Genomic DNA, 21449 nt, shown 5'->3' with positions numbered 1-21449 from the left:
ATGAAACATACACATCTATATTGGAAACTTGGGATTATCTCTTGTTTTTTTATCGGTTACTTCTTTCTCACCTATCCATTTTTGAAAAATACATTGATTCAGTATAAACTCTTTCACCAACAAGAAAATATACAATCAAATTTTCAAGCATCAAAAGGACATAAAAGTGATTTTCAGTATGATACGATTCAACCGCCAAGTTTAACAGATGTTCTTTCGGCATCTGGTCCTACTCAAGGAGCTGTGGGTGAAATTATTTCCAGTCGAATTGGCCTACATGTACCGGTTTTCCCTGGAGCAAATCAGTCCAATTTACTTTCTGGTGCGACGACGATTTCGCCTAATCAGAAAATAGGACAAGGAAATTACGTTTTATTAGGCCATCATATGAAAGATGAATCTCTCCTCTTCTCACCGATTATGAAGCTGAAAAAGGATGATATTGTCTATTTAAGGGACGAAAATAAAGTATATAAGTATCGAATAGACAAGACCGAGATTGTGCATCAATCCCAAGTTTCTGTGATGGAGGACAAAGGGGATCATCGGTTAACGTTGATTACTTGTGATAAAGCGACGCTGACAGACAAGCGTTTTATTGCGACAGGATTTTTGGAACAAAGTGAGTCAATAAAAGATCAACATGGATCCATTGTGAAAAAATATGAAAAAGAGAAAGAGGATGTAAACAAACGAGAGAGATCGCAAAGGTGTTGGTATACGATAATCTTGGGTGTTTATGTTTTACTTTGTATTGTATTTTCTGTGTTTTTATGGAAAATAACGAAATGACACTATTTTATACGTAGGAAAGTCGGTGGAAATATGAAGAAAGTAGTAAAGATAGTTACATTAGTATTAGTAATGTTTTTAATGGCGTTTTCTAATTTTAGTAATATTAATGTGTACGCAGCTGAGACTCCTAACAATCCTGATGTTTTACCAGTAATCAATCTTGTGAAGAATGATACTGGCGGAATATTTTATGGAAAACAGGTAGATTCAAGCTATACTCATGACGTATATGGTGGTGCTCAACTGACTTTGCTAGCTGACACAAATGCTCCTAGTGGTAAAGCTATGCAGTTATTTAAAGCATATGGTGGTGCGAGCTACAGTGGAATAGAACTTAGCGCCCCAGTATATAGTAATACCAATTATACTGTAGAGTCCTTTCAAAGAAATGGTAATGCTAGTGAACATAGTAATGTAGAGCCTTCTAGGTATGGAATAAAAGGTAATGCAGTTCAAGGTGGAGAAAAACAGGATAGAGTTCGTGAAGATTTCTATGTGAAGAAAACGATGACGTTTACATCTACGAATAAAGTAAAAGATTATCAGATTTCTCCACAAGAGAAAAATGTTACATTTTATACATATGCAGATTATAGGGAGGATAAGAAAGATCTATTTGCACGACTAATTTATGTGAAATTAATTCCTAATACTCCTAAGATTGCTGTCAATGATTCAATCCTAGAAGTCAAACTTTCTGATGTAAACGGAAAAAATAGAAAACAAATTGTGGATATGTATAATAAGGAGATTGATAAATTATTGAAGGATGCAAGCGTAGATAATAACAATAACAATAACCCAGTACTAACAGAAATCACGAATATTCCTGATTCGAAAAAGGTTGTTAATGTAACTTCAGATGAATTTGAAGTCGATATTTCAGCTGAAAAATGGGGAGAAAAACAAGGTGGTAAATTACAAATTAAAATTGTTGATGATTTACCTGCTGAGAAACCAGAAATAAATCCGATTAAAGAAGCGGATAAAGAAATAATAGGTAAAGGAACACCTGGAGATGAAATTATTGTTCGAGATCCAAAAGGAAAAGAGATTGGAAAAACAACGGTAGATAAAGAAGGAAATTGGAAAGTAGAAGTACCAGAAGGAACAAAGTTAAACACAGGAGATGAGATCACAGCTACAGCGAAGAAACAGGGAATAGACAAGGAAAGTGATCCAGCGAAGCAAGTCGTAACGGGGGAACTAAAATTTGTATCTGCGCCTAGTGTAATTGATTTTGGTAGCAAATTAAAAATTTCACCACAACATCAAACATATCATCCAGTTCAGTTAGATCAACCTTTAGCGGTGCAGGATAGACGAGCGTTATCTGAAAATTCTTCTTGGGTGATGACAGCAAAACTAGATCAACCATTAAAAGGAAAGAAAACAGGATCTATTTTACACGGTTTACATTATCGTTATGGAGATAATGATTCTATCCTTTCGGAAGGTGCTTCAGTAGAAGTATTTACAAAGAAAACAGAGAATAGTGAAGTATTTAATATCTCAGATACATGGAGTAAAGATGGCGACGGGCTATATCTAGAAGTGAAAGCAGGAACTGCGAAAAGTGACGCGTATGAGGGATCTATTCATTGGACACTTCAAGATATACCGATGAATGATTGAAGGTAGTGGCATAGCTGTATAAAAGAAAAAGAAGCAATAAATTATTATTTGCTTCTTTTTTATCTGTATATAGTAGATGAAAATAAATATAATAAGACTGTATTTTACATTAAATTGTTGTATAGCTAGTCTGTCTTAAATTGGAGGATAACTGAATCATTTCAATTGTCCATGAAGATGTGAAACGGCTTAGAATGAGAACGGAATGTGGAATGTTTCATATTAATGAGTAAACGTTTATTATAATGTATTGAGGTGTGAAATGGAATGAAGAAAGAAATTATAACACATAGACAGTTTAATATATTGATGCATTTGGATGAAACAGCTGGATGGATTAGCTCTGAGGAGATAGGAACATATATCGGATGCTCTTATAAAACCATTCAAAATGAGATTAGAACTATCAAAAATTTACTTCCTGAAAATTGGACATTACTTTCGAAAAAAGGATATGGAGTACGGTTGCTTCACCCCTCGGATGAAACCGTTGCTAACATATTTGTTCATGACAGTAAGGAGTTAATTTTTCAACTTATAAATTTATTAGTAAATAAAGATGGCTATGCTATAGAAGAAATTGGAGAGTTGTTATACATAAACCGTAACACGACTGTTCAACTACTCAAACAAGTGCGACATATAATCAAACCATTTTTTTAACTTTAAAAAGTCGACCTTATCGTATTGAGGGTAACGAAGGGGGCATTCGCTTCTTATTGTTTGAAATTTTGTATTTACAAAAAGGCTATTCTTATTTTCAATCAGTAAAAAAACATCAAAAAAAATGTATGAAGGTTAAAAGGTATTTAGAGGAAGCACATGGAATAACTCTTACCCATTTTGGAATGCATACATTTATTGAGTTTTTAAATATCTGTATTTCACGAACCAAGAAGGGATATAGTGCAGAGAAGTTACCTTTTGATATTAGCGAAAGACTAATAGACCAAGGGTATTTCAAAGAATTTAATGGTTTTTTCATATTATTAGAAGAACTTTCAGAATATAAAATAGAAGTTGAAGAGAGACCGTATATTTATTTAGCACTAACATATTCGGAATTTGATTATATACCATCCCTCGAAGTAGCTCTTACAAAGTATTCAAGAATGGACATTGTAAAGGCGTTAGAAATGGTTACTACAGATAAGACTTTAAAACATCTATATGTTCCTGGAAATGAGTATATAGAGTTTCTTAAATTTATACATTTTCTTAAAGCACATTTAGACTATGATTTCTTTAATGATAAACCTTTTATCCTTAAAGCTTTTAGTCTGTATTGTGTTGTAAAATTAAGAAGTGTTCTCTCAATGATTCAATATTTATCAAAAGAATCCATATTAAATAAATGGGCTCATCAATATCCAGTGTTTTATAAAGAAATAAATCGGATTTGTAAAATTTGGGAAGGGGAAAATGATTTTATTTTCAATAAAGGTAGTATTATGTCTTTTAGTTTATTGATGTTGGATTATATTACTGCAGATAAAAAACAGCAACCGAATGTTTTATTTATTACATCTCGATCTCAAATTATCGGTGATTATACTTTGAATTACTTGAAGAGACATTTCGATGGGAAAGCCAATTTTAAAAAGAAATGCATTGGAGAACTATCTAAAACAGATCCACTGTTCAAAAATATTGATTTAATTATAACAGATACACATTTATCATTTCCTATAAAAAAGATCCCAATTATTTTAATTTGGAATAAAATTTCAAATAAAGACCTTTTAGAGATTGAAAATTCTATTGATTTATTTATGAAAGGAAAGAGCGAAAGAATTGTTACATGAGAGTAGAGCAGACAGGTTCTGGTGCAAAAACTTAAGGACAATTACAATGAATCAATAAAACTTGGACATACTGTTACTATTACTTTAGAAAGGGTGCATGATTGGCATGGAAAAGGAAAATGTATTCAAATGGAATCATTATCAGTCTGATATTATTTTGTTAAAGGTAAGTAAGATGGTACCTACGGTACAACATCAGTTTTCGTGATTTGGTGGAAATGCTAGAAGAACGGGGTTTATCCATTTCTCATACAACGATTATGCGTTGGGTTCATCAGTATGGTCCTGAATTGGACAAACGAATCTGTCGTCACCTCAAACAAACAAATGACTCATGGAGAGTCGATGAAACATATATCAAAGTAAAAGGTCAATAGATGTATTTGTATCGTGCTGTTGATTCGAAAGGAAGCACAGTTGATTTTTTCCTAAACAAAACAAGAGACCCGAAGGCTGCAAAGCGCTCTTTCAAGAAAGCTTTGCGGTCTTTTCAGGTTTCAAAGCCACGTGTTATAACTGTCGATAAGAACTCAGCTTATCCTATAGCAATTGAACAGTTGAAAAAAGAAAAAAGCATACCTGATGGTATGCAACTTAGTCAACAAAAGTACTTGAATAACATAGTAGAACAAGATCATCCGCTTTATAAAGAAGCGAATCCGTTCTATGCTAGGGTTCAAATGTTTTGACACAGCTACATCCATTCTTTCTGGAGTAGAAGCTATGCATATGATTAAAAAAGAATAGCTTGATTTACGGGGTCAGTCTGTCCAAAATCAGAAAAAATTCATCCATCAATTGTTTGGACTTGCAGCATAAGATAAGATTCCGTTAGGGATATATGCGCTTTATTCTCTTTTATTTTGCACCAGAACCGAAAAAACTCAAGAAGGTGAGTCCATTGCGTAAACATGTATATGTGCAATTTTATGTATTGATATTGGCTTTAATAGCTTATACAAGCTTTTGCTTTATATTTTTATTTGTTTTTCCGAATCATTATTTTGTATCAGATTTTAATATCCGACTATCATCCTTAGTTGTTGAAACTACTGTATTTATCTCATTACTTTATTCTATATTATCCAGAAAAATTAAGTTAGGGGTATTCTGGGTTTGCATTACTATTGCTATAGGTTGTTTCTTGATAGGGAATTTTATATCCGCTTTTCAAGTACTTAATGTAGAGTTACCAATACAAAATTTTAATATCTCTGATGTATTTTTGTTATTTTTCTTATTCTTCTTTCTTTTTGCATTCTTTTATAAAATCATTATGGAATGTAACAAGTGGGAAAAAGCGTATTTACTTTGTGATTTATGTATTGTTGTTACTGCTATTTTTACATTAGAGTGGTACCTATTTAATAAACCTTCTGCAAATATCTTATTCTTATCAATTGGAGATGTTTTTCTTTCATTTATTTTTCCGATTATAGATTTATTGCTTCTTTTGCTAGGAGTTAGCCTAATCTTTCGACCAGCAATTTTTAATGCGAAAAGTAAATTATTTATTTTCATCTTGGTATTAACTGGATTGTCTATTACGGATTATTTGTATTTTTACTTGCAAGATGATTTGTCAGATCGTTCAGTCATATTATTAAGGTGTTTGTATAGAGTTTTCCTTCTATTAATCGCCATCGCTGCTACTATACCAAAGAATGCATCTTCTAGAAGGAATTATTTCATTATCAATCCCACATTCGGAAAGAAACTTCTTGTACTATTTCCTTATCTTGCAGTTGCAGTCTTAATTGGTTTTACTTTTAAAGAGCAAACCTCTTCATCTACACTGATTACTGGAAATTGTATCGCATTTGTATTTGTACTTATTCGTCATACAATTGGACGAATGCAAAACAAAGATTTAACCGAAACATTAAAAGTGTTAAATAATCAATTAGAACAAAAAGTGTCTCAAAGAACAGCGGATTTGATAAACAAATCTAATGATTTGGTAAAAAATCAAGAGAGATTTAAGTCTTTATATGAGTATCATCCAGATCCTATTTTAACAATTGATTCAAATGGTACTTTATTAAATATAAACCAGGCTGGAAGTATGCTATTAGGAAAAGACAGTGCTGCATTAATAGGGAAAGAGTGCTTCTCTCTTTTTATAGAGGAAGATAGATCAGAATTGGAAGAAGCTCTAAAGCAAGGTAAACGATGTAGTTCGGCTTCGCTACAGTTACGTGTGAAAAATAATAATGAGAAAGACATACATTTTTGGCATGTTACCATTGTTCCTATTATGATAGAAGGAAAAGCTTTCGGGAGTTATGTAATGGTAAAAGACATAACGAGGATGAAGCAACAACAGGATGAGATAAACTATCTAGCATTTCATGATACAGTGACGGAGATTGGAAATCGAATATTCTTCCAACAAGAATTAGAAAAATCCATTGAGCGTGCACATAAAAATCAGGATGAATTTGGACTCTTGTATATAGACTTAAATCGTTTTAAGACGATTAATGATACACTTGGACATTCAATTGGTGACAGTGTATTAAAAGAAGTTGCCAAACGTTTTAGGGCATGTCTGTCACCGGCTATTCCCCTAGCGAGAATAGGGGGAGATGAGTTTGCAATCATAGTCCATAGCCACACAGAGCAACAGCTATTGGATTTGAGCGAAACTCTATTTCGTATAACTGAAGAACCATTTGTAGTAAATCAACACAGTTTTTACTTATCTCTGAGTATAGGAATAGCAGTTTATCCATTTGGAGGAACAAAAGTCACTACACTTTTACAACATGCTGATATTGCTATGTATAGCGCAAAGGAAAAAGGTAATAATGCTGTTTGTTTGTATGACGAGACATTATCTCAAAAAATGACAAGACGATTACGATTAGAACAGGACTTACCAAATGCAATTGAAAATAATGAGTTGTTTTTATTGTATCAACCACAAATTGATAGTAAAGCAGATAAGGTTATTGGTGCAGAAGCTTTAATACGTTGGCAACATCCAGAGCTGGGGCTTATTTCACCTTTTGAGTTCATACCCATTGCGGAAGAAACTTCGCAAATTATTCCAATTGGAAAATGGACGTTACAGGAAGCGTGTCGACAATTGAAAAAGTGGCATTCTGAGGGATATTCAAATTTAAAAATGGGGATAAATTTATCAGCTATAGAGTTTGAACAGAAAGAATTTGTTCAAACGATTATAAATACGATAGAAGAAGTAGGAGTACCTGCAAGTTCTATTGATTTAGAATTAACGGAGAGGATAGCAATGGTAGTTGAAAAAGAAACGTTATCGAAGTTAAAAGTATTAAAATCATATGGTGTACATTTATCAATTGATGATTTTGGTACAGGATATTCTTCATTAGCATATCTTCCTTTGTATCCAATTGATACCTTGAAAATTCCAAGAGAATTTGTTAATAGACTTGGAAATTCTACTGATGGTAATGAAATTATTCATACCATTATTTCACTGGCTCATACTTTAAACATGAAAGTGATAGCAGAAGGGGTAGAAACGAAGGAACAATTAACGGTATTACAACATAATACATGCTATCTAATTCAGGGCTATTACTACAGTAAACCTGTAAATGAAGATGAATTTTTAACGAATTTACCGAAAGAATCCTCCTTCCTCAAGCGTGTGAAGGGCGATAGCCCAACGGTAGGTGGGAGATGAATTTCGGTTTGGCATAGTCAAAAACTTTTGATAAACTAGCTATATGAAGTTCTTTGATAACTTGATATATGAGGTTGCAGGAAGAAAATAGAGTGCGAAAACCAAACCATTCGGTTCCTGCGTAAAATATCAACCGTACCCAGAGAGCGTCCAAGCGTTGGACATCTAGGGGTGGAACACCCCGAAGTAACGCTCAGGGAGACGAAAGGTTACTTTCGTCGTGGAACTGAGAAGCTCCCACTTCAAGCTTTGCTAAGTGGCGAGTAGTTCACGTTTGATAAACCTTATTGTGTAACAAAAAGTGAATCAAAAGGCTGGCTTATTTATAAATTGTTTCTAAAATGTATTTCTATATCTTTTGAAATGGGGTTCTGTTGCAAAGTTTTCTATATAAAGCTACACTCTAGAATACAGGATCTAGGAGAATCAGACATGAGATATTTTAAAGGAAAACAATTCAAGAAAGATATTATTTTAGTAGCTGTCGGCTACTACTGCCGTTTTTCTTTAAGTTATCGCGATGTATCTGAAATCCTGAAAGAACGTGGTATTTCAGTTCACCCAACAACCATCATGCGATTGGTTCATGAATATGGAAGCCTCATCTATCAAATTTGGAAAGTGAAAAATAAATCTGCACACTTATCTTGGCATTTGGATGAGACTTATATCAAAGTTAAGGGAGAATGGTGTTATCTCTATCGTGCAATTGATAAAGATGGATATACATTGGATATTCATCTTCGTAAAAAATAGAATCATCAGGCTGCCTATGCCTTCATGAAAAGATTAGTAAAGCATTTTGGAGAACCAACGGTTCTCACTACAGACAAAGCGCCAGCATTACTTTGCGCATTTAACAAATTAAGAAAATAAAGATTTTATCAAACTACAATCCATTGTACAATCAAACATTTAAACAATCTTATTGAACAGGATCATAGGCATGTAAAGAGACGTTTTGCCAAATCCGCAGGATTTCAACATCTTCGTCATGCTTCACGTACGATAAAAGGTATCGAGACCATTCATGCCCTATATAAACAAAGGCGGAGTCTCTTTTCCAACGCTCAGAACCTTTATTTCGTCTTGATAATACTCGTTGTGCCTTTGCTAATTGGTCTAACATGTTACGATAGAACTTAGGATAATTGGCTTTCTCATCCTCAGAACTAACGTATAATCCATCCATCACAAAGTCTAATCCAACAACTGTTTCCACTTCTTTTTGTACAATCTCTTTTTCGTATTCAGTCAAGATGGACACATAGTATTTACCAGTAGGTGTCATAGAAATCGTACATGACTTGATCATATAATCTTGTGGTATCTCTCTATGCTGTTTGATACGTACCATTTTCAGTTTTGGCAATTTGATATGACCATTAAGCAACATAATATTTTCGTTTACTACATTCGTTGTATAAGACTTTCTGTCTTTTTTACTTTTGAATGTTGGGAAGTCATTTTGACCACTAAAGAAATTCTTATAGGCAGTTTGCAAGTTTAGTTGAGCATTTGCCAAAGCTAATGAATCCACTTCTTTTAACCACTCAAATTCTGCTTTATATTTCGCAGGAGTTGGAAGCTTTTGTTTCTTTAGTTGTTCCTTATCATCTTTGTATTTTTCGTACGCTTCTTTCCGTTCAGCTAACATTCTGTTATACACGAAACGTACACAACCGAAGGTTTTACGCATAAGATATGCTTGTTCTTCTGTTGGATACAAACGGAATTTATATGCTTTATTATGCTTTGTCATATCATTTCACCTCACTTTTCACCTTGGTTTTCAATATATTTCTTTACTACATCTATTGGAGAACCACCAGTAGTTAGTAAGCAAAAACTTCTTGACCAAAACATCTCTTTCCAAAGTTTCTTTTTCACTTGTGGAAAGTCTCTCTTGATTAGTCGAGAACTTGCACTCTTATAAGCATTGATGAATTTTGTCATTTCTGTATTCGGATGTGCCTTGAACAAAATTTGAACATGGTCTACATCATGATTCCACTCTACCAGTGTTATGTTGTAATTCTCAGATAACCTGACAAACATGTCTTTTGCATAATCTGACATATCATCATCAAACACATTTCTTCTGTATTTTACGACCAACACAAGATGATAATACAACAAGAACACTGAATGATTATTGCTGTCTAATTTCATTGATATACCAACCTTTGTACTTTATAAGACTGATTATATCAGAGGCGAAATAAAAAGCAAAGCCTTTTGGCTACGCCAAACCGAAATTCATCTCCAACCTACCGCTGGGCTAAGCCCTTCACGCGCTTGAGGAAGGAAAATTCTTTCGAGGAATTCGTTAAAATAGAACTCCAAATAATTATTGAAGCAAGAATAAAATGTAATCCCCGTTTACCTCTTATAGCTATATTATCTCTTGATTTATCTAATTCCAAAAACCCATCTCCTTTTAATGACATTTAAATATATTAATTATACATAATTTCGTTTGTTTTTGGAATTATTTCCAACTATCTACTTCTATAGGTAATTGATTATGTATAACGAAAAACATATATCGATATAACTCTTTTGCAAATAAAAACAATTATTGTTTTTGATGCATATTCAAAAAGCAAGTTAATATTCTCATTAATATAAGAGAATATTAACTTGCTTATAATTATAAGAATAGCCTAAATCCTTAAGTTGATGGATGTGTGGCGATACCCCATCGCTATCAAGCTAAGCTTATACAAAGTCAATTTTAGGCGAGATTGTTCCTTTTTCTAAAGGGCAAGTGTAGGTGATTGAAAGATTTGCATACGAAATAAACCCTAACGGGTTTCACTTTTTTGAATTAAGCGGCTTGATTGTCCGACATAGTACAATTATAAACGACACCTAATATATCAAAAACTGTTTTCTTCTCATACCTATGGAATTTTCGCCCGTTTTGCTGTAGGAGATTGAACAGGCGAAGTAATACCTTTGATAGCTCTTGGGTGTTTTTTTGTATAGTTTGGAATAGAAGAAGGAAATAGTCTTTAATCATATATATGGCCTTATATTCACTCAGTTCTCGTTTCTTTTTCATAAGAAGTAATTGCCGCATTTGAAACATGGTAGAAGAACAAAGTAGAATGGCAATCAGTTGCCCATACAAATGGCATTCCAATCGTTCTCGTTTTATCTTTTTACAATGATGAATATGAAAGAATGATTTCCATGTTTTAAATAAAATTTCGATTTGCCAACGTAAAGAATACCAATCATGTACTTGTCCCATTGGGACAATATCTATAGGGGTATTTGTCATATATACATTGATACCGCTAAGTCGTTTACTACGAGCAGAATACTTCATTCCTTTCTTTTTTTCTCTTACCGTTTGATCGTGTAATCGTTTTTGTTGTTGTTCTTTTGTTAGTCGATGAACAATCACACGAGTTGGTACTTTATCAGTCATTCCTACATAAGCGTTGGATATTTCATATGTTTGTCCTGGCTGAAGAGAGTTCATTAAAACCTCCATATCTATTTGGATATACTCTGTACCCTTCTTAATTCTGCCATCTTGAAAATAATCAGGGTTTGGATTTTTTTGATAAATACGTGTATTCGATTTAATACGTGAGATATAATAAGCCTTTTTATCTTGTATATGTTGAAGATCTTTCAAATGAAAATAACCTAAATCTCGGATACATAAATCATTCGCTGTTACAGTTGGGGCACACAGGGAACCGTAGGTTCGATCATGTTGTTTACCTGGACCTGTATGAATATGAAGGAATTGTCCACTTAATAAATCATACTCAAGCTGTATCTTTACTCCCGCTGTATGGCTGCATCCTCCCGCACCAGGATAAACCGATGAAAATATATCCGGGAGTTGAAATGCAGTTGAATCTAAAATACGAATACGCTTGAAAACAGAAGTGTATGGAGAAGAAATCGGCATAGATGCGGCCAATTTTTTGCTTAGTAGTTCGGCTAGTAGGTGTTGTAAAAGTTGGACGGCCGCCTTATTAAACCGTTGATTCAGTCCCTCAGGACTGATGAGTACTTCTGTTGATGCTTCTAAACAGCTAGATAACTGAGTTAAAGAAGTCATAGCTACACTTTGGCTCACCCATACACATAAAGCTACTAAATCTTTTGCTTGGTACTTACTGGTTCGTTGTACAAAGCCAACATCTCTAGCAAGATCTCGTAAGGCATTTGGAGATAGGGCACTTTGAATCTCTTGAGCAAATAGTTGTAATTCGTTAGACACAGAAACAGACATAAAAAACGCCATCCTTTCCTATGATTCTACAGAAAGAATAGCGTATTTTTTCATTTTAGGGGGCATTTCTTTTTATTAGCTTGATAGCGATGTGGTGCTACCCCATGCCCATTAAGCTAAGAAATACAAATACCTCCAAAACCGAAAAGTTTACTTCTTCACAGTTATTTATGAGGTTTCGGCTCGTTTTCTTCGTTTTGGAGAATAATTAATTTCTTAAGTTGATGGATGTGTAGCGGTACCTCTAATGTAGTTCTAACTTCACTTCAATTTTTTTACCGATATACCACAAAGCAGAAATAATAGCACCAACAATAACCCATTTCACTGGCTTATGAATTAACGACATTAAATCATAACCGATATAAGTTAAAATAAAGAGCTTAACAAATTTTCCGAATGCTAATGCTAGTCCAAACTGTTTTACGCTAATGCGAGATAAACCAGCTACAACGTTTATAAGTGCAGACGGCCCAACTGGAAAACAAAATATTACAAACAGTGGTACGAACCCTTTTCTTTCAATCCATCCCATCGTTTTTCGCACTCGCTCATGCTTATTTACAAAAGAAAAGAAACGACTTCTTCCAAAGCTACGAATAATGAGAAATACAAGCATTGCACCAATTACCACTCCAATCCATGAATAAAGAAAACCGAACCAAAAGCCAAATGCAATAGCATTCGCAAACACAAACACAAGGATTGGTAATGGCGGGATAAACGCCTCTATCATTGGTAAACCAATACCGAGAAGCGGTCCGAACTCTTTATAAATCTCAACAATATGATCCATACTTTCTACGGAAAAATACTTTTTGATAGTCTGAAAATCCATTCTACACTTTACTCCTTTATCTAATAATTACCTCCACTGTACCATTGCTTTTACAAAAGATGAAACAACAATTTGCACCTTAACTGTCACAAATTGTAAACAAAAAAATTCTCCTTTATAAATTTTTTAATTATGAAAAAGAATATCTATTAATTTATAATGTAATATTTAATAGCCATTTGACATCTAAACTTCTTAGTCCCTACTTCTTTCTAGGGGGCCCACCCCATGTTTATCAATCTAACAGAAAAGGTTGCCCGAAAACGATAAAAATGAACTTCGGTGCTGTAAAAAAAACAAAATTATCGTTTAGAGGGTACTTTAAAATCTTAGCTTGATAGCAATGTGGTGCTACCCCATTTAGTAGGAACTTTCGATTACAAAGCAAAGAGCACGGCCGAGCAATTCCTAGCAAAACCTAGCGTCATAACGTCATACGAGGTTCACTTCTACGATCAAGACAAAAGGAAAAAGATGGATTGTTTTGATACTGACACTGAAAGCAAAGTTTGGATTGCAGCGATAGAAGAACATGGCAATGGTATTCAGAAGATTGAGATAAAATATTCGAATCGTACAAGGGCTGAATTTTTAGTACTAGATTAGGAGGGGGAGAGGGAATGGATCTTAAAAATGCTAGAAATACATTACAAGGCGTTTTGGAATCAGGAAGAATGTCTGTAAAAGCAAAAGAAGATATTCAATCAGTAATAAATATGATGAATGAGGTACTAAAAAGAAACGAAGATAGAGATAAAGCGGTCGAAATGGGTTTATCGCAATCATATTCAGCAAAATACACTGAAAGAGGCGTTGTTAACACAATGAAATTCTTTTGTAATCATCCCAAATTATACGACATTGCTAATGATAATCTAAAAAAGATGCAGGGTATGCAAGAAGACATATTGCATGCTTTAGAATTCTTCGATGGAAAAGAAACAGATTTAATGAAGTGAATGAATGATTTGGTTGCGATTCGTAAACAAAGAAGTTTTGCGAAGGATTATATGGAATTAACTCAACCAGTAAAAACTTTAAGTTCTAAGTATCCAAATATAGCTAAAGAAATAAAACAATGTTTAAAGAAAGTACGTGAAATAAGAGAATCTTAAAACAAACGGACATACAAACCTCGATAATTTTTCGCTATGGAAGAAGCTTTTAAAAATTTAAAAGTAATTTAGGAGGGAGAAAATGGCTGCGAATCGTTGGTTAACTGATGAAGAGCGCGCAATTGCTAAGGAAAACGGAATTAATTATCAAACTTTATATCGTAGGGTTTATGAGTTGGGGTGGGGGGGAGGAGTATATTTATGTATATGGAAATTTAGGGTGTTGTCATGCAGAACTTCAAAAATGGGATAAAGCAATAGAGGCATACATGAGAACATTTCAATGTGGAACTCCAAGAGGAGAAATGTGCGTAGGTATAGGGTATGCCATGATGGCGCAACAAAAATATAAGGAAGCAATTCGTTGGTATTTAGGGGCTACAAGAATCAATTGTCCTACTGAGTCGTTACTTTGTAATCCCGCAAGCTATACTTGGATTCCATATTTCCAATTATCCTTGTGCTATAGTCATTTAGGGGACTATGAAAAAGCATATCATTATAATGAATTGGCAGCAAACTATATATCTGATCATCCGGCAGTGCTATATAATCGTCAATATTTTAATATCTTATTACAAAGTAAAGAGTAAAGTTATCCAATGTAGTATTAGTGTTATTTTCTGTAGATATATGTAACAAAAATTTCATTTTGTATAAATTTAAAACACCAAAAGAGCACTTCGTAAAAGTGCTCTCATGATGAGTTTCGTTTTCTCAAAGAAAGGAATACACCATATCATACGCAGCTTTTTTGAAATGTGCTTGGGTAAATTAATTAATTAATTAATATTTATAAAAAGAGCAGCTAGCAAAAGCTAACTGCTCCGTTTTAAAGGAGAAATCAATTGTTACAAATTGGCGTATTTAAAGTATGGACATAATTTGAAGATTTATTCAGAAAAAATTAAAAAGAGCACCTTTAAGCAGTGGTCTTATTAGACAAGGTCCCTCGGGGAGTAGTGTGGCACACATGATAATATATGGGGATTAATTATGGAAGTGCAAATATTTAATAAATAATACGTTTGGCACAACAAAGCAGCTAGCTCAATAAACTAACTACTTGTTGTACAAAAGAAATTAGGCCCTACAAGCTCGGATATGTAACTGTAAGTTACAGTTACAGTATGCACAAAACTTAAAATGCTATGTGGGAACAACTTAATAAAAAATTCATTTTGTAGAAGAACGCCAAAATAAAACGAGCACTTGTGCCAGAATGCTCGCTTTTAAAAACTTATGTCATTCATTACTGTTATGTTTGTGAGTCATGAACAAGTGAATGATACGACAAGTAAGGTTCAACATAGTTTATTCACCTGCTAATAAATATGTACCTGTACTACAATAAGAGCAGCTAGCAAAAGCTAACTGCCCCAATCATGGAATGTGGTTCAAAAATGGGTTGTCTATATTATTGACGGAATATTGAGTTTTATCCGGGGAGGGAGAAATTCGAGTTATATAATTTTTATTAAAATTCTTCGTATGAATAATAGTATTGCCGTGAGAGATAAGACATCAATTGAAATCCAGAATATGTTGATTTTATGTGGTTTTTTAAGCTCCATCACTAAGAAAAAGATTAAATAACTTGCAATAAATATTAAAAAGACCAGTTGTATTATATATAACATCTGTGACACTCCTAATGCGTGATAAATGTTATTATATATCAATTTTTAAACAAAATAATCCTTTGTGCGACACGTTTCCTCATAAGTGTGCAAACACGAAGTAGGAGGGTTATTAATTTGATAACAACAACTGTTTGACTGAAAGTAGGAATGAAAGCCGTCAGGTTGAGCTGAAACTACTTATCTAATACTCCTACATGCAAGGCGTGATAGTAGTCACAAATTGTATGAAGCTAGGTGAAGTCGGCTGAACAAAACCTAAGTGAGAAATCATATGGTAATGGATAGGTCGGGATGCTACAAAATATCTATGGTGAGAATGTCTAAAATAACGGACTGGCGAACTTGCGAATGTACGGGTCTAAATTATTAATACAATAGAAATTTGTATGTCGTCAATGATGACGTTATCTACCGAAAAGTAAGAGTAAAGGATACGAAATTCGGAACATCTAACGATGAGGGTGTAAAGATAACAGGCTTAAAGCAAGCACCTAAGGATATATGTATAGCTAAGTCAATCGGAACGTGGTAAGCAAGAAACTGTCACCAACGCCTACTAGCGGACAGATGCATATAAGGTTCTAACGAACCGAAATTGCTTGATTCTTGTGAAGGTGGGGACAAAGTACCGACGAAGCATGTAACGAATGTGGAGGGATAGTCCCTAGTCTTGTTATTTGAAAACTAAATTAACTAGATGTAACTCACAGGATCGAGTAAGATGATGGGACTTTTCGTAAGAAAGGGGAAATAATACATCGGTGAGTACAACATTACGACATGCAGAATATTACGATATACAAAAAGTGTTCGATGATTTATACCAACGTAGTGAAAATAACGCTACTAAAGGTGTAAATCTATATAAATACATCATATCAAAAGAAAATATTCTATTGGCATATAGAAGTATAAAGGCTAACAGTGGTTCTAAAACTGAAGGAACAGATGGTATCACAATCGACCATTATAAAATGGAAGATGTAAATTCCTTCGTTGACGATATTAGAAAAACTCTCACAAATTACAAACCAAATACGGTACGTAGGGTAGAAATACCTAAACCTAATGGGAAGAAACGCCCATTAGGAATCCCTACAATGAGAGATAGATTGATTCAACAAATGTTCAAACAGGTTCTAGAACCAATATGCGAGGCAAAATTCCACAAGCATTCATATGGATTCAGACCTAACAGGTCAACACACCATGCAATGGCTAGGTGTCAATATCTGATAAACAGAGGAAGATTTAGTCACGTAGTAGACATTGATATACAAGGTTTCTTTGACAACGTGAACCATTCCAAGTTATTAAAACAACTATACAACATAGGCATAACTGATAAAAGGGTGCTAACAATTATCTCTAAAATGTTAAAAGCGCCAATCAAAGGAAAAGGTATTCCTACAAAAGGAACTCCGCAAGGAGGAATCCTAAGCCCATTACTTAGTAATGTTGTATTAAACGATTTGGATTGGTGGATATCTAGGCAATGGGAGAATATTAAAACAAGAAGACCATACACAACAGCAACCAAAAATCCATTGCTGATAAAAACAAAATTGAAGAAAATGCATATCGTTAGATACGCAGATGATTTTAAAATATTTACTAACAATCATCAATCTGCAATCAAAATATTCCATGCAGTAGAAGGGTATCTTAAAAATCAATTAAACCTTAATATATCTAATGAAAAATCGACTATAACTAACCTAAAAAGAAAATCTTCCGATTTTCTGGGGTTCTCTATCAAATCTGTTAAAAAGCGCGAAAGATATGTGGCAAACACACATGTAAGCGAGAAAAAGAAAAAGGATATCCTTGAAAAAGCAAAGACAAGGATTAAAGCAATTCAAAAAAGCCCATCAGGGAAAACAGTACAGGACTATAACTCTTATGTGCTTGGTATAAAAAATTATTACAAAATTGCAACACATGTAACTATAGACTTTGCTGAAATAGCCTTTCGTCTCTCGAAAACTTTGTTTAATCGTCTAAAATCAATAGGGAAATATAAGATTCCTACCAATGCGAATGCATTATACAAAAGAACTCATAGGAACAATTATAGAACCTTTGAAATAGCAGGCAATCATGTATATCCACTAGCGGACATACAAACACGATTCCCTCAAAGTTTTAGTCAAGACATATGCAATTATACTAAGCAAGGAAGACAAAAACTCATCAAAATCCTAAAAGGTAACATTGCCAATGAAATGCAAAAGATGTTGCTATCCTCCAATAAAGGACAAAGCATGGAGTATACAGATAACAGAATATCCAGGTATTCCATGCAAAATGGTAAATGCGCTGTCATCGGAATCTTCTTAATAGCTGAAGATGTGCACTGTCACCATAAAATACCGAAAGGTATGGGAGGAACTGACGAGTTTAATAACCTGATTATTGTACATGAATTTGTCCACAGATTGATTCACGCTACAAATGACGAGACGATTAGAACATATATGAGAATTCTTCAATTGAACGATAAACAATTGAAGAAAATAAACAAACTCCGTAAAGCTTGTAATCTAGTTACTTTAGTATAAAAGGATAAGATGGGGCGCTGTATGCGATGAAAGTCGCACGTACAGTGCTAAGCGGGGGAAAAGATGGAGATAACTTCAAAGTCTTACCTATCGCAACTAATAGAGAGTGAGGAATAACAATGGAACAAGGAGACCGTGGAATGGCATTTGAAAAACTTATCAATTTATCGAATGAAATGTGTCAAAGAGAGGGAGTGGCACTTATAAACAAGCGTCCGACTCCTGTGAAGGTATTAAAAATGGTTTATGGCCGTGTGAAAGATGGTTATTACGAACCTAAAAATACAGTAGATTATGACGGTGTATATAAAGGACGAGCTATAGCGTTTGAAGCGAAGTCCACAAATGAGATAAATCGATTTGATTTAAAGAATATCGCGCAGCATCAATTAGATTACTTAGAGAAAGCAGAGAAGATGGGAGCGATTTGTTTCTTCCTTATTGAGCTTAGCAGGGACAAGTTAGTATTTGCGGTACCACTATCAGTCATTCAATCTTACGTAAGGATGTCGCAGCAACCAAAGGGTAAGAAGTCGATACCAAGAGCAGACTTTGATATTTATGGGTACTTAGTAGATCAGACGGAACGAGCGCCAGTGGATTACTTACAATACGTTGATGAGGCAGTAGCTCCAGTTATGTTTGATGGTGTGATTCAATTTTATCAGGACCATAAAAAGATAGCGAATAACATTGAAGCAGAAAAAGAGAAGATGGCCAACAAGACATGTAAGTTATTAAAGGTTTAATGGATAACGGAACCATGCAGAGTGGATGGTGGGGGCTACTCGCTATGCATGTTTCCCTTATTCAACAATGAGATAGTAAAATTTCACGTACCTAATATGATGTTAAAAACATAAATTCGAATTAGGGGATTACAGATGGCGCAATTAGCAATCTTTTCAGAAATCACAAATGAGGAGTACAAACAGATACAAAAAGAAGTAGCAAAAGAGTTATTTAGTTACAGAGTTTTAAAGGTTCGTATGCAAAATCAGGGTGAATGTACAAATCAAAATATCTCTTTGTTTCCTGAATTACGTGATACTAAGAAAATCAATGATTACAAATACACTCAAATTAAACGAGCGATAGAGCATGCGTTAGATCTAGAGCAAAGAGAAATCATTGAGCGTAAGTATTTAAAAAACGGAATGGTGAGCGACAAGAATGTAAAAGCACAAATGTTTTTAGAAAACAATTGGTACTATGCTCAGAAGAAAAATGCGATTATGGAAATTGCTACAGTACTGCGAATTATATAAAAAGGAGAATGATATATGGATTTTCTAGTATTGTTATTTGCACACTTATTAGCGGATTACCCGTTACAAGGAGACTTCTTAGCAAATATGAAGGGTAAGAATCATATCGTACTATCTACACACGCTGGGATTTGGACAGGCGTAGTTTTAATAGCAGCACATTTCTTAGGTTATAACATTACTTATTTCGATGTAGCTTGGATGTTTGTTGTCCATGCTATAGCGGATTACATGAAGGCAAAACCTGTAGGGTTCTATAAGAAATTAGATTCATTAGAATCAGGATTGTTAATAGATCAGTCAATACACATTCTGCAGATTGTAGTGTTCTTAATTTATAAGAATTTGTAATAAAAAACACGGATAAATTAACGATAAAGGAGCGGATAAGCAAATGCGTACCTCAAATTATCATTATCTGACAAGCTCATTAACGAGCTTTGAACAGCCCTTTGACAATCGCATATCGAAGAGGATTAGTACACCTATAAGTGAAACGTTCTGATGCGAGAATGTCACGATAACGTATACCGCAAGTAGGGCGGGCAAGACGGTAAGACCCGCATTAAGACGAAAAGACCAATGAAATTACTTACAATGACATATTCCAGTGTGGCGGATGTGAGATAACTCGCATTCGTCATGCTGTTTTACTTCTCAATGAGTGTATAAGCGTTCCGCCTTTCGTTTGTGGGCTCACAGGTAGTAAAAACACATCTGTCATGTGGATTCTTGATTCCTATGTTAAAACTAGATCGTTTTCCAAATGGGAGATGGGGTTTGTTCGATTGAATGAACCGCGTCTCCTGTAAAGAAGAAAAAATCTTAATTATAAAGTAATTACTCTCAACGATCACTAGTATAAGTCAGGTTGTTCTTCTTTAAATAACAAAACGAGCAGAGAGCTTCCGCTCTTTGTTTGAGTCAATATAGGCAGAGCCCCTCTGTCCTCCTTGTATATTGGTTCAAACAGGGGGACGGAAGAAACATAATCCCTCTGGATATAATTATGTTATTCAAACGAAATTGGTCAGTAAAGGCACGGGAAAGCTGAAGTATTGGCCGACTCTGCGGTGTATAAACGGGAAGATTCTTAGTCTTCTCCTAGTCACCGAACGTAAAGCGCGTAGCTAATAAGAGCTGAAAATTACATGATGCGGTGGGTTGGAGAAGGTTGAGAGTACTCAGCCTTGAAATGATTGCGAAATTCCCCTTTCGTGAACGTTTCTCACATCCCCTTTAGAGCTGTCACTTCGGTGATGGCTTTTTGTTTTGTAGGATTTTATTCTGTTCTGCCGAATAGATAGTGGGAAAGGGGATGAGTGTATGAGAGTGTTTTTAGGAGTGAATCTGGAGAACTGATTCTTGATTCGAAAAATGAGGATGTTGCTAGTTTAATGGCTGTCTTGAGAGAAACTAAAAGTATTAAAATAGGTCTCTTTAATTATGATGTAAAGAAGTATAAAGTGGAGTATTATCGACATCCAAAAAACGAAGAACCAGAAAAAGAACTAAATATCATTTTGAAACGTATCTATAATGGTCAATAGCATCCATAACGGGTGCTTTTTTTGTTATATAGAAATTACACATTAAACGTGAATTTGAACAGAATGGACATTTATTGTAAGTTCCATAGGGTTTTTAACAAATGTTTATCAAACAAACAATTAAAAATACCTTTATCAAAGGAAAAAATACAACCTGAACTTAATTATAAAAAATGTTAACTTATTAAGTAGAGTTTATATAATTTAAATGAATATATAAATAAGAAAATCTAATTATTGTGTTCACATTTTACTCTAAGAGGTATAAATTCGATGCGACGTGAAAAGGATTTGTTGAAACAATG

The 21449-nt window shown here is 34.2% G+C and carries 17 protein-coding genes and 3 pseudogenes; 16 read left to right on the top strand and 4 right to left on the bottom strand.

The genetic code is table 11. The features are described from left to right. From JFU02_RS02510 to JFU02_RS02485, 7 genes and pseudogenes are all read left to right on the top strand, one after another. Entirely contained in the window at positions 1 to 792 is a 792-nt protein-coding gene (locus JFU02_RS02510) for a class A sortase (protein ID WP_201069607.1), read from the top strand. Between the two features lie 33 nt (positions 793 to 825). Next, positions 826 to 2430 carry an Ig-like domain-containing protein gene (locus JFU02_RS02505; protein WP_201069606.1) on the top strand — a complete coding sequence of 535 codons (1605 nt, stop codon included), beginning with the start codon at positions 826 to 828 and terminating at the stop codon, positions 2428 to 2430. 267 nt (positions 2431 to 2697) lie between these two features. Beyond that, positions 2698 to 3093: a helix-turn-helix domain-containing protein gene (locus JFU02_RS31935; RefSeq protein ID WP_242488024.1), complete on the top strand. Its 396-nt coding sequence runs from the start codon at positions 2698 to 2700 to the stop codon at positions 3091 to 3093. A gap of 56 nt (positions 3094 to 3149) precedes the next feature. Beyond that, entirely contained in the window at positions 3150 to 4235 is a 1086-nt protein-coding gene (locus JFU02_RS02500; protein ID WP_242488023.1) for a hypothetical protein, read from the top strand. A 106-nt stretch (positions 4236 to 4341) separates the two neighbouring features. Continuing rightward, positions 4342 to 5054: pseudogene (locus JFU02_RS02495) on the top strand (IS6 family transposase). Between the two features lie 82 nt (positions 5055 to 5136). Continuing rightward, entirely contained in the window at positions 5137 to 7908 is a 2772-nt protein-coding gene (locus JFU02_RS02490) for a sensor domain-containing protein (RefSeq protein ID WP_242488022.1), read from the top strand. A 432-nt stretch (positions 7909 to 8340) separates the two neighbouring features. Further along, positions 8341 to 9054 (top strand): annotated as a pseudogene (locus JFU02_RS02485) (IS6 family transposase). Here the strand turns inward: JFU02_RS02485 and JFU02_RS02480 are convergent. The 4 genes and pseudogenes from JFU02_RS02480 to JFU02_RS02465 form a co-directional block, all read right to left on the bottom strand. Beyond that, positions 8936 to 9670 (bottom strand): annotated as a pseudogene (locus tag JFU02_RS02480) (RNA-guided endonuclease TnpB family protein); the annotation flags it as partial. The pseudogenes JFU02_RS02485 and JFU02_RS02480 overlap by 119 nt on opposite strands. An 11-nt stretch (positions 9671 to 9681) precedes the next feature. Next, positions 9682 to 10080 (bottom strand): IS200/IS605 family transposase, encoded by a 399-nt coding sequence (gene tnpA, locus JFU02_RS02475; RefSeq protein ID WP_201069605.1) that lies wholly within the window; start codon positions 10078 to 10080, stop codon positions 9682 to 9684. A gap of 658 nt (positions 10081 to 10738) precedes the next feature. Beyond that, complete coding sequence (locus tag JFU02_RS02470; protein WP_201069604.1) at positions 10739 to 12169, bottom strand: IS4 family transposase; 1431 nt, start codon at positions 12167 to 12169, stop codon at positions 10739 to 10741. A 244-nt stretch (positions 12170 to 12413) separates the two neighbouring features. Further along, positions 12414 to 13007, bottom strand: a complete 594-nt coding sequence (locus tag JFU02_RS02465) for a TVP38/TMEM64 family protein (RefSeq protein ID WP_201069603.1) — start codon at positions 13005 to 13007, stop codon at positions 12414 to 12416. Between the two features lie 345 nt (positions 13008 to 13352). Here JFU02_RS02465 and JFU02_RS31930 point away from each other — a divergent pair, with 345 nt between their 5' ends. From JFU02_RS31930 to JFU02_RS02425, 9 genes are all read left to right on the top strand, one after another. Beyond that, positions 13353 to 13613, top strand: a complete 261-nt coding sequence (locus JFU02_RS31930) for a hypothetical protein (protein WP_346656152.1) — start codon at positions 13353 to 13355, stop codon at positions 13611 to 13613. 14 nt (positions 13614 to 13627) lie between these two features. Next, positions 13628 to 13966 (top strand): hypothetical protein, encoded by a 339-nt coding sequence (locus JFU02_RS31925; RefSeq protein WP_242488021.1) that lies wholly within the window; start codon positions 13628 to 13630, stop codon positions 13964 to 13966. 238 nt (positions 13967 to 14204) lie between these two features. Next, on the top strand, positions 14205 to 14375 hold the full coding sequence (locus JFU02_RS31920; RefSeq protein ID WP_242488020.1) for a hypothetical protein: 171 nt from the start codon (positions 14205 to 14207) through the stop codon (positions 14373 to 14375). Between the two features lie 16 nt (positions 14376 to 14391). Further along, positions 14392 to 14715, top strand: coding sequence for an acyl-CoA synthetase family protein (locus JFU02_RS02450; RefSeq protein WP_201069868.1), 324 nt, complete (start codon positions 14392 to 14394; stop codon positions 14713 to 14715). Between the two features lie 1811 nt (positions 14716 to 16526). Then, positions 16527 to 18326 carry a group II intron reverse transcriptase/maturase gene (gene ltrA, locus JFU02_RS02445; protein ID WP_201052093.1) on the top strand — a complete coding sequence of 600 codons (1800 nt, stop codon included), beginning with the start codon at positions 16527 to 16529 and terminating at the stop codon, positions 18324 to 18326. A gap of 119 nt (positions 18327 to 18445) precedes the next feature. Then, entirely contained in the window at positions 18446 to 19075 is a 630-nt protein-coding gene (locus tag JFU02_RS02440) for a Holliday junction resolvase RecU (protein WP_201069602.1), read from the top strand. Between the two features lie 135 nt (positions 19076 to 19210). Further along, entirely contained in the window at positions 19211 to 19594 is a 384-nt protein-coding gene (locus JFU02_RS02435; protein WP_201069601.1) for an ArpU family phage packaging/lysis transcriptional regulator, read from the top strand. Positions 19595 to 19609: 15 nt separating this feature from the next. Continuing rightward, positions 19610 to 19945, top strand: a complete 336-nt coding sequence (locus tag JFU02_RS02430) for a DUF3307 domain-containing protein (RefSeq protein ID WP_201069600.1) — start codon at positions 19610 to 19612, stop codon at positions 19943 to 19945. Positions 19946 to 20916: 971 nt separating this feature from the next. Beyond that, positions 20917 to 21144 (top strand): hypothetical protein, encoded by a 228-nt coding sequence (locus JFU02_RS02425; protein ID WP_201069599.1) that lies wholly within the window; start codon positions 20917 to 20919, stop codon positions 21142 to 21144. Positions 21145 to 21449 lie beyond the last annotated feature (305 nt).

The sequence above is a fragment of the Bacillus sp. TH13 genome, from assembly GCF_016651175.1.
GTDB classification, from domain to species: Bacteria; Bacillota; Bacilli; order Bacillales; family Bacillaceae_G; genus Bacillus_A; species Bacillus_A thuringiensis_S.
The sequence above is the reverse complement of the archived record's forward strand: the minus strand, read 5'-3'. Positions and strand labels throughout refer to the sequence as shown.

Coding starts and splice junctions, on each gene's coding strand:
- JFU02_RS02510 (WP_201069607.1), top strand. CDS start 1: ATGAAACATACACATCTATATTGGAAACTTGGGATTATCTCTTGTTTT.
- JFU02_RS02505 (WP_201069606.1), top strand. CDS start 826: ATGAAGAAAGTAGTAAAGATAGTTACATTAGTATTAGTAATGTTTTTA.
- JFU02_RS31935 (WP_242488024.1), top strand. CDS start 2,698: ATGAAGAAAGAAATTATAACACATAGACAGTTTAATATATTGATGCAT.
- tnpA (WP_201069605.1), bottom strand. CDS start 10,080: ATGAAATTAGACAGCAATAATCATTCAGTGTTCTTGTTGTATTATCAT.
- JFU02_RS02470 (WP_201069604.1), bottom strand. CDS start 12,169: ATGTCTGTTTCTGTGTCTAACGAATTACAACTATTTGCTCAAGAGATT.
- JFU02_RS02465 (WP_201069603.1), bottom strand. CDS start 13,007: ATGGATTTTCAGACTATCAAAAAGTATTTTTCCGTAGAAAGTATGGAT.
- JFU02_RS31925 (WP_242488021.1), top strand. CDS start 13,628: ATGGATCTTAAAAATGCTAGAAATACATTACAAGGCGTTTTGGAATCA.
- JFU02_RS31920 (WP_242488020.1), top strand. CDS start 14,205: ATGGCTGCGAATCGTTGGTTAACTGATGAAGAGCGCGCAATTGCTAAG.
- JFU02_RS02450 (WP_201069868.1), top strand. CDS start 14,392: ATGAGAACATTTCAATGTGGAACTCCAAGAGGAGAAATGTGCGTAGGT.
- JFU02_RS02440 (WP_201069602.1), top strand. CDS start 18,446: ATGGAACAAGGAGACCGTGGAATGGCATTTGAAAAACTTATCAATTTA.
- JFU02_RS02435 (WP_201069601.1), top strand. CDS start 19,211: ATGGCGCAATTAGCAATCTTTTCAGAAATCACAAATGAGGAGTACAAA.
- JFU02_RS02430 (WP_201069600.1), top strand. CDS start 19,610: ATGGATTTTCTAGTATTGTTATTTGCACACTTATTAGCGGATTACCCG.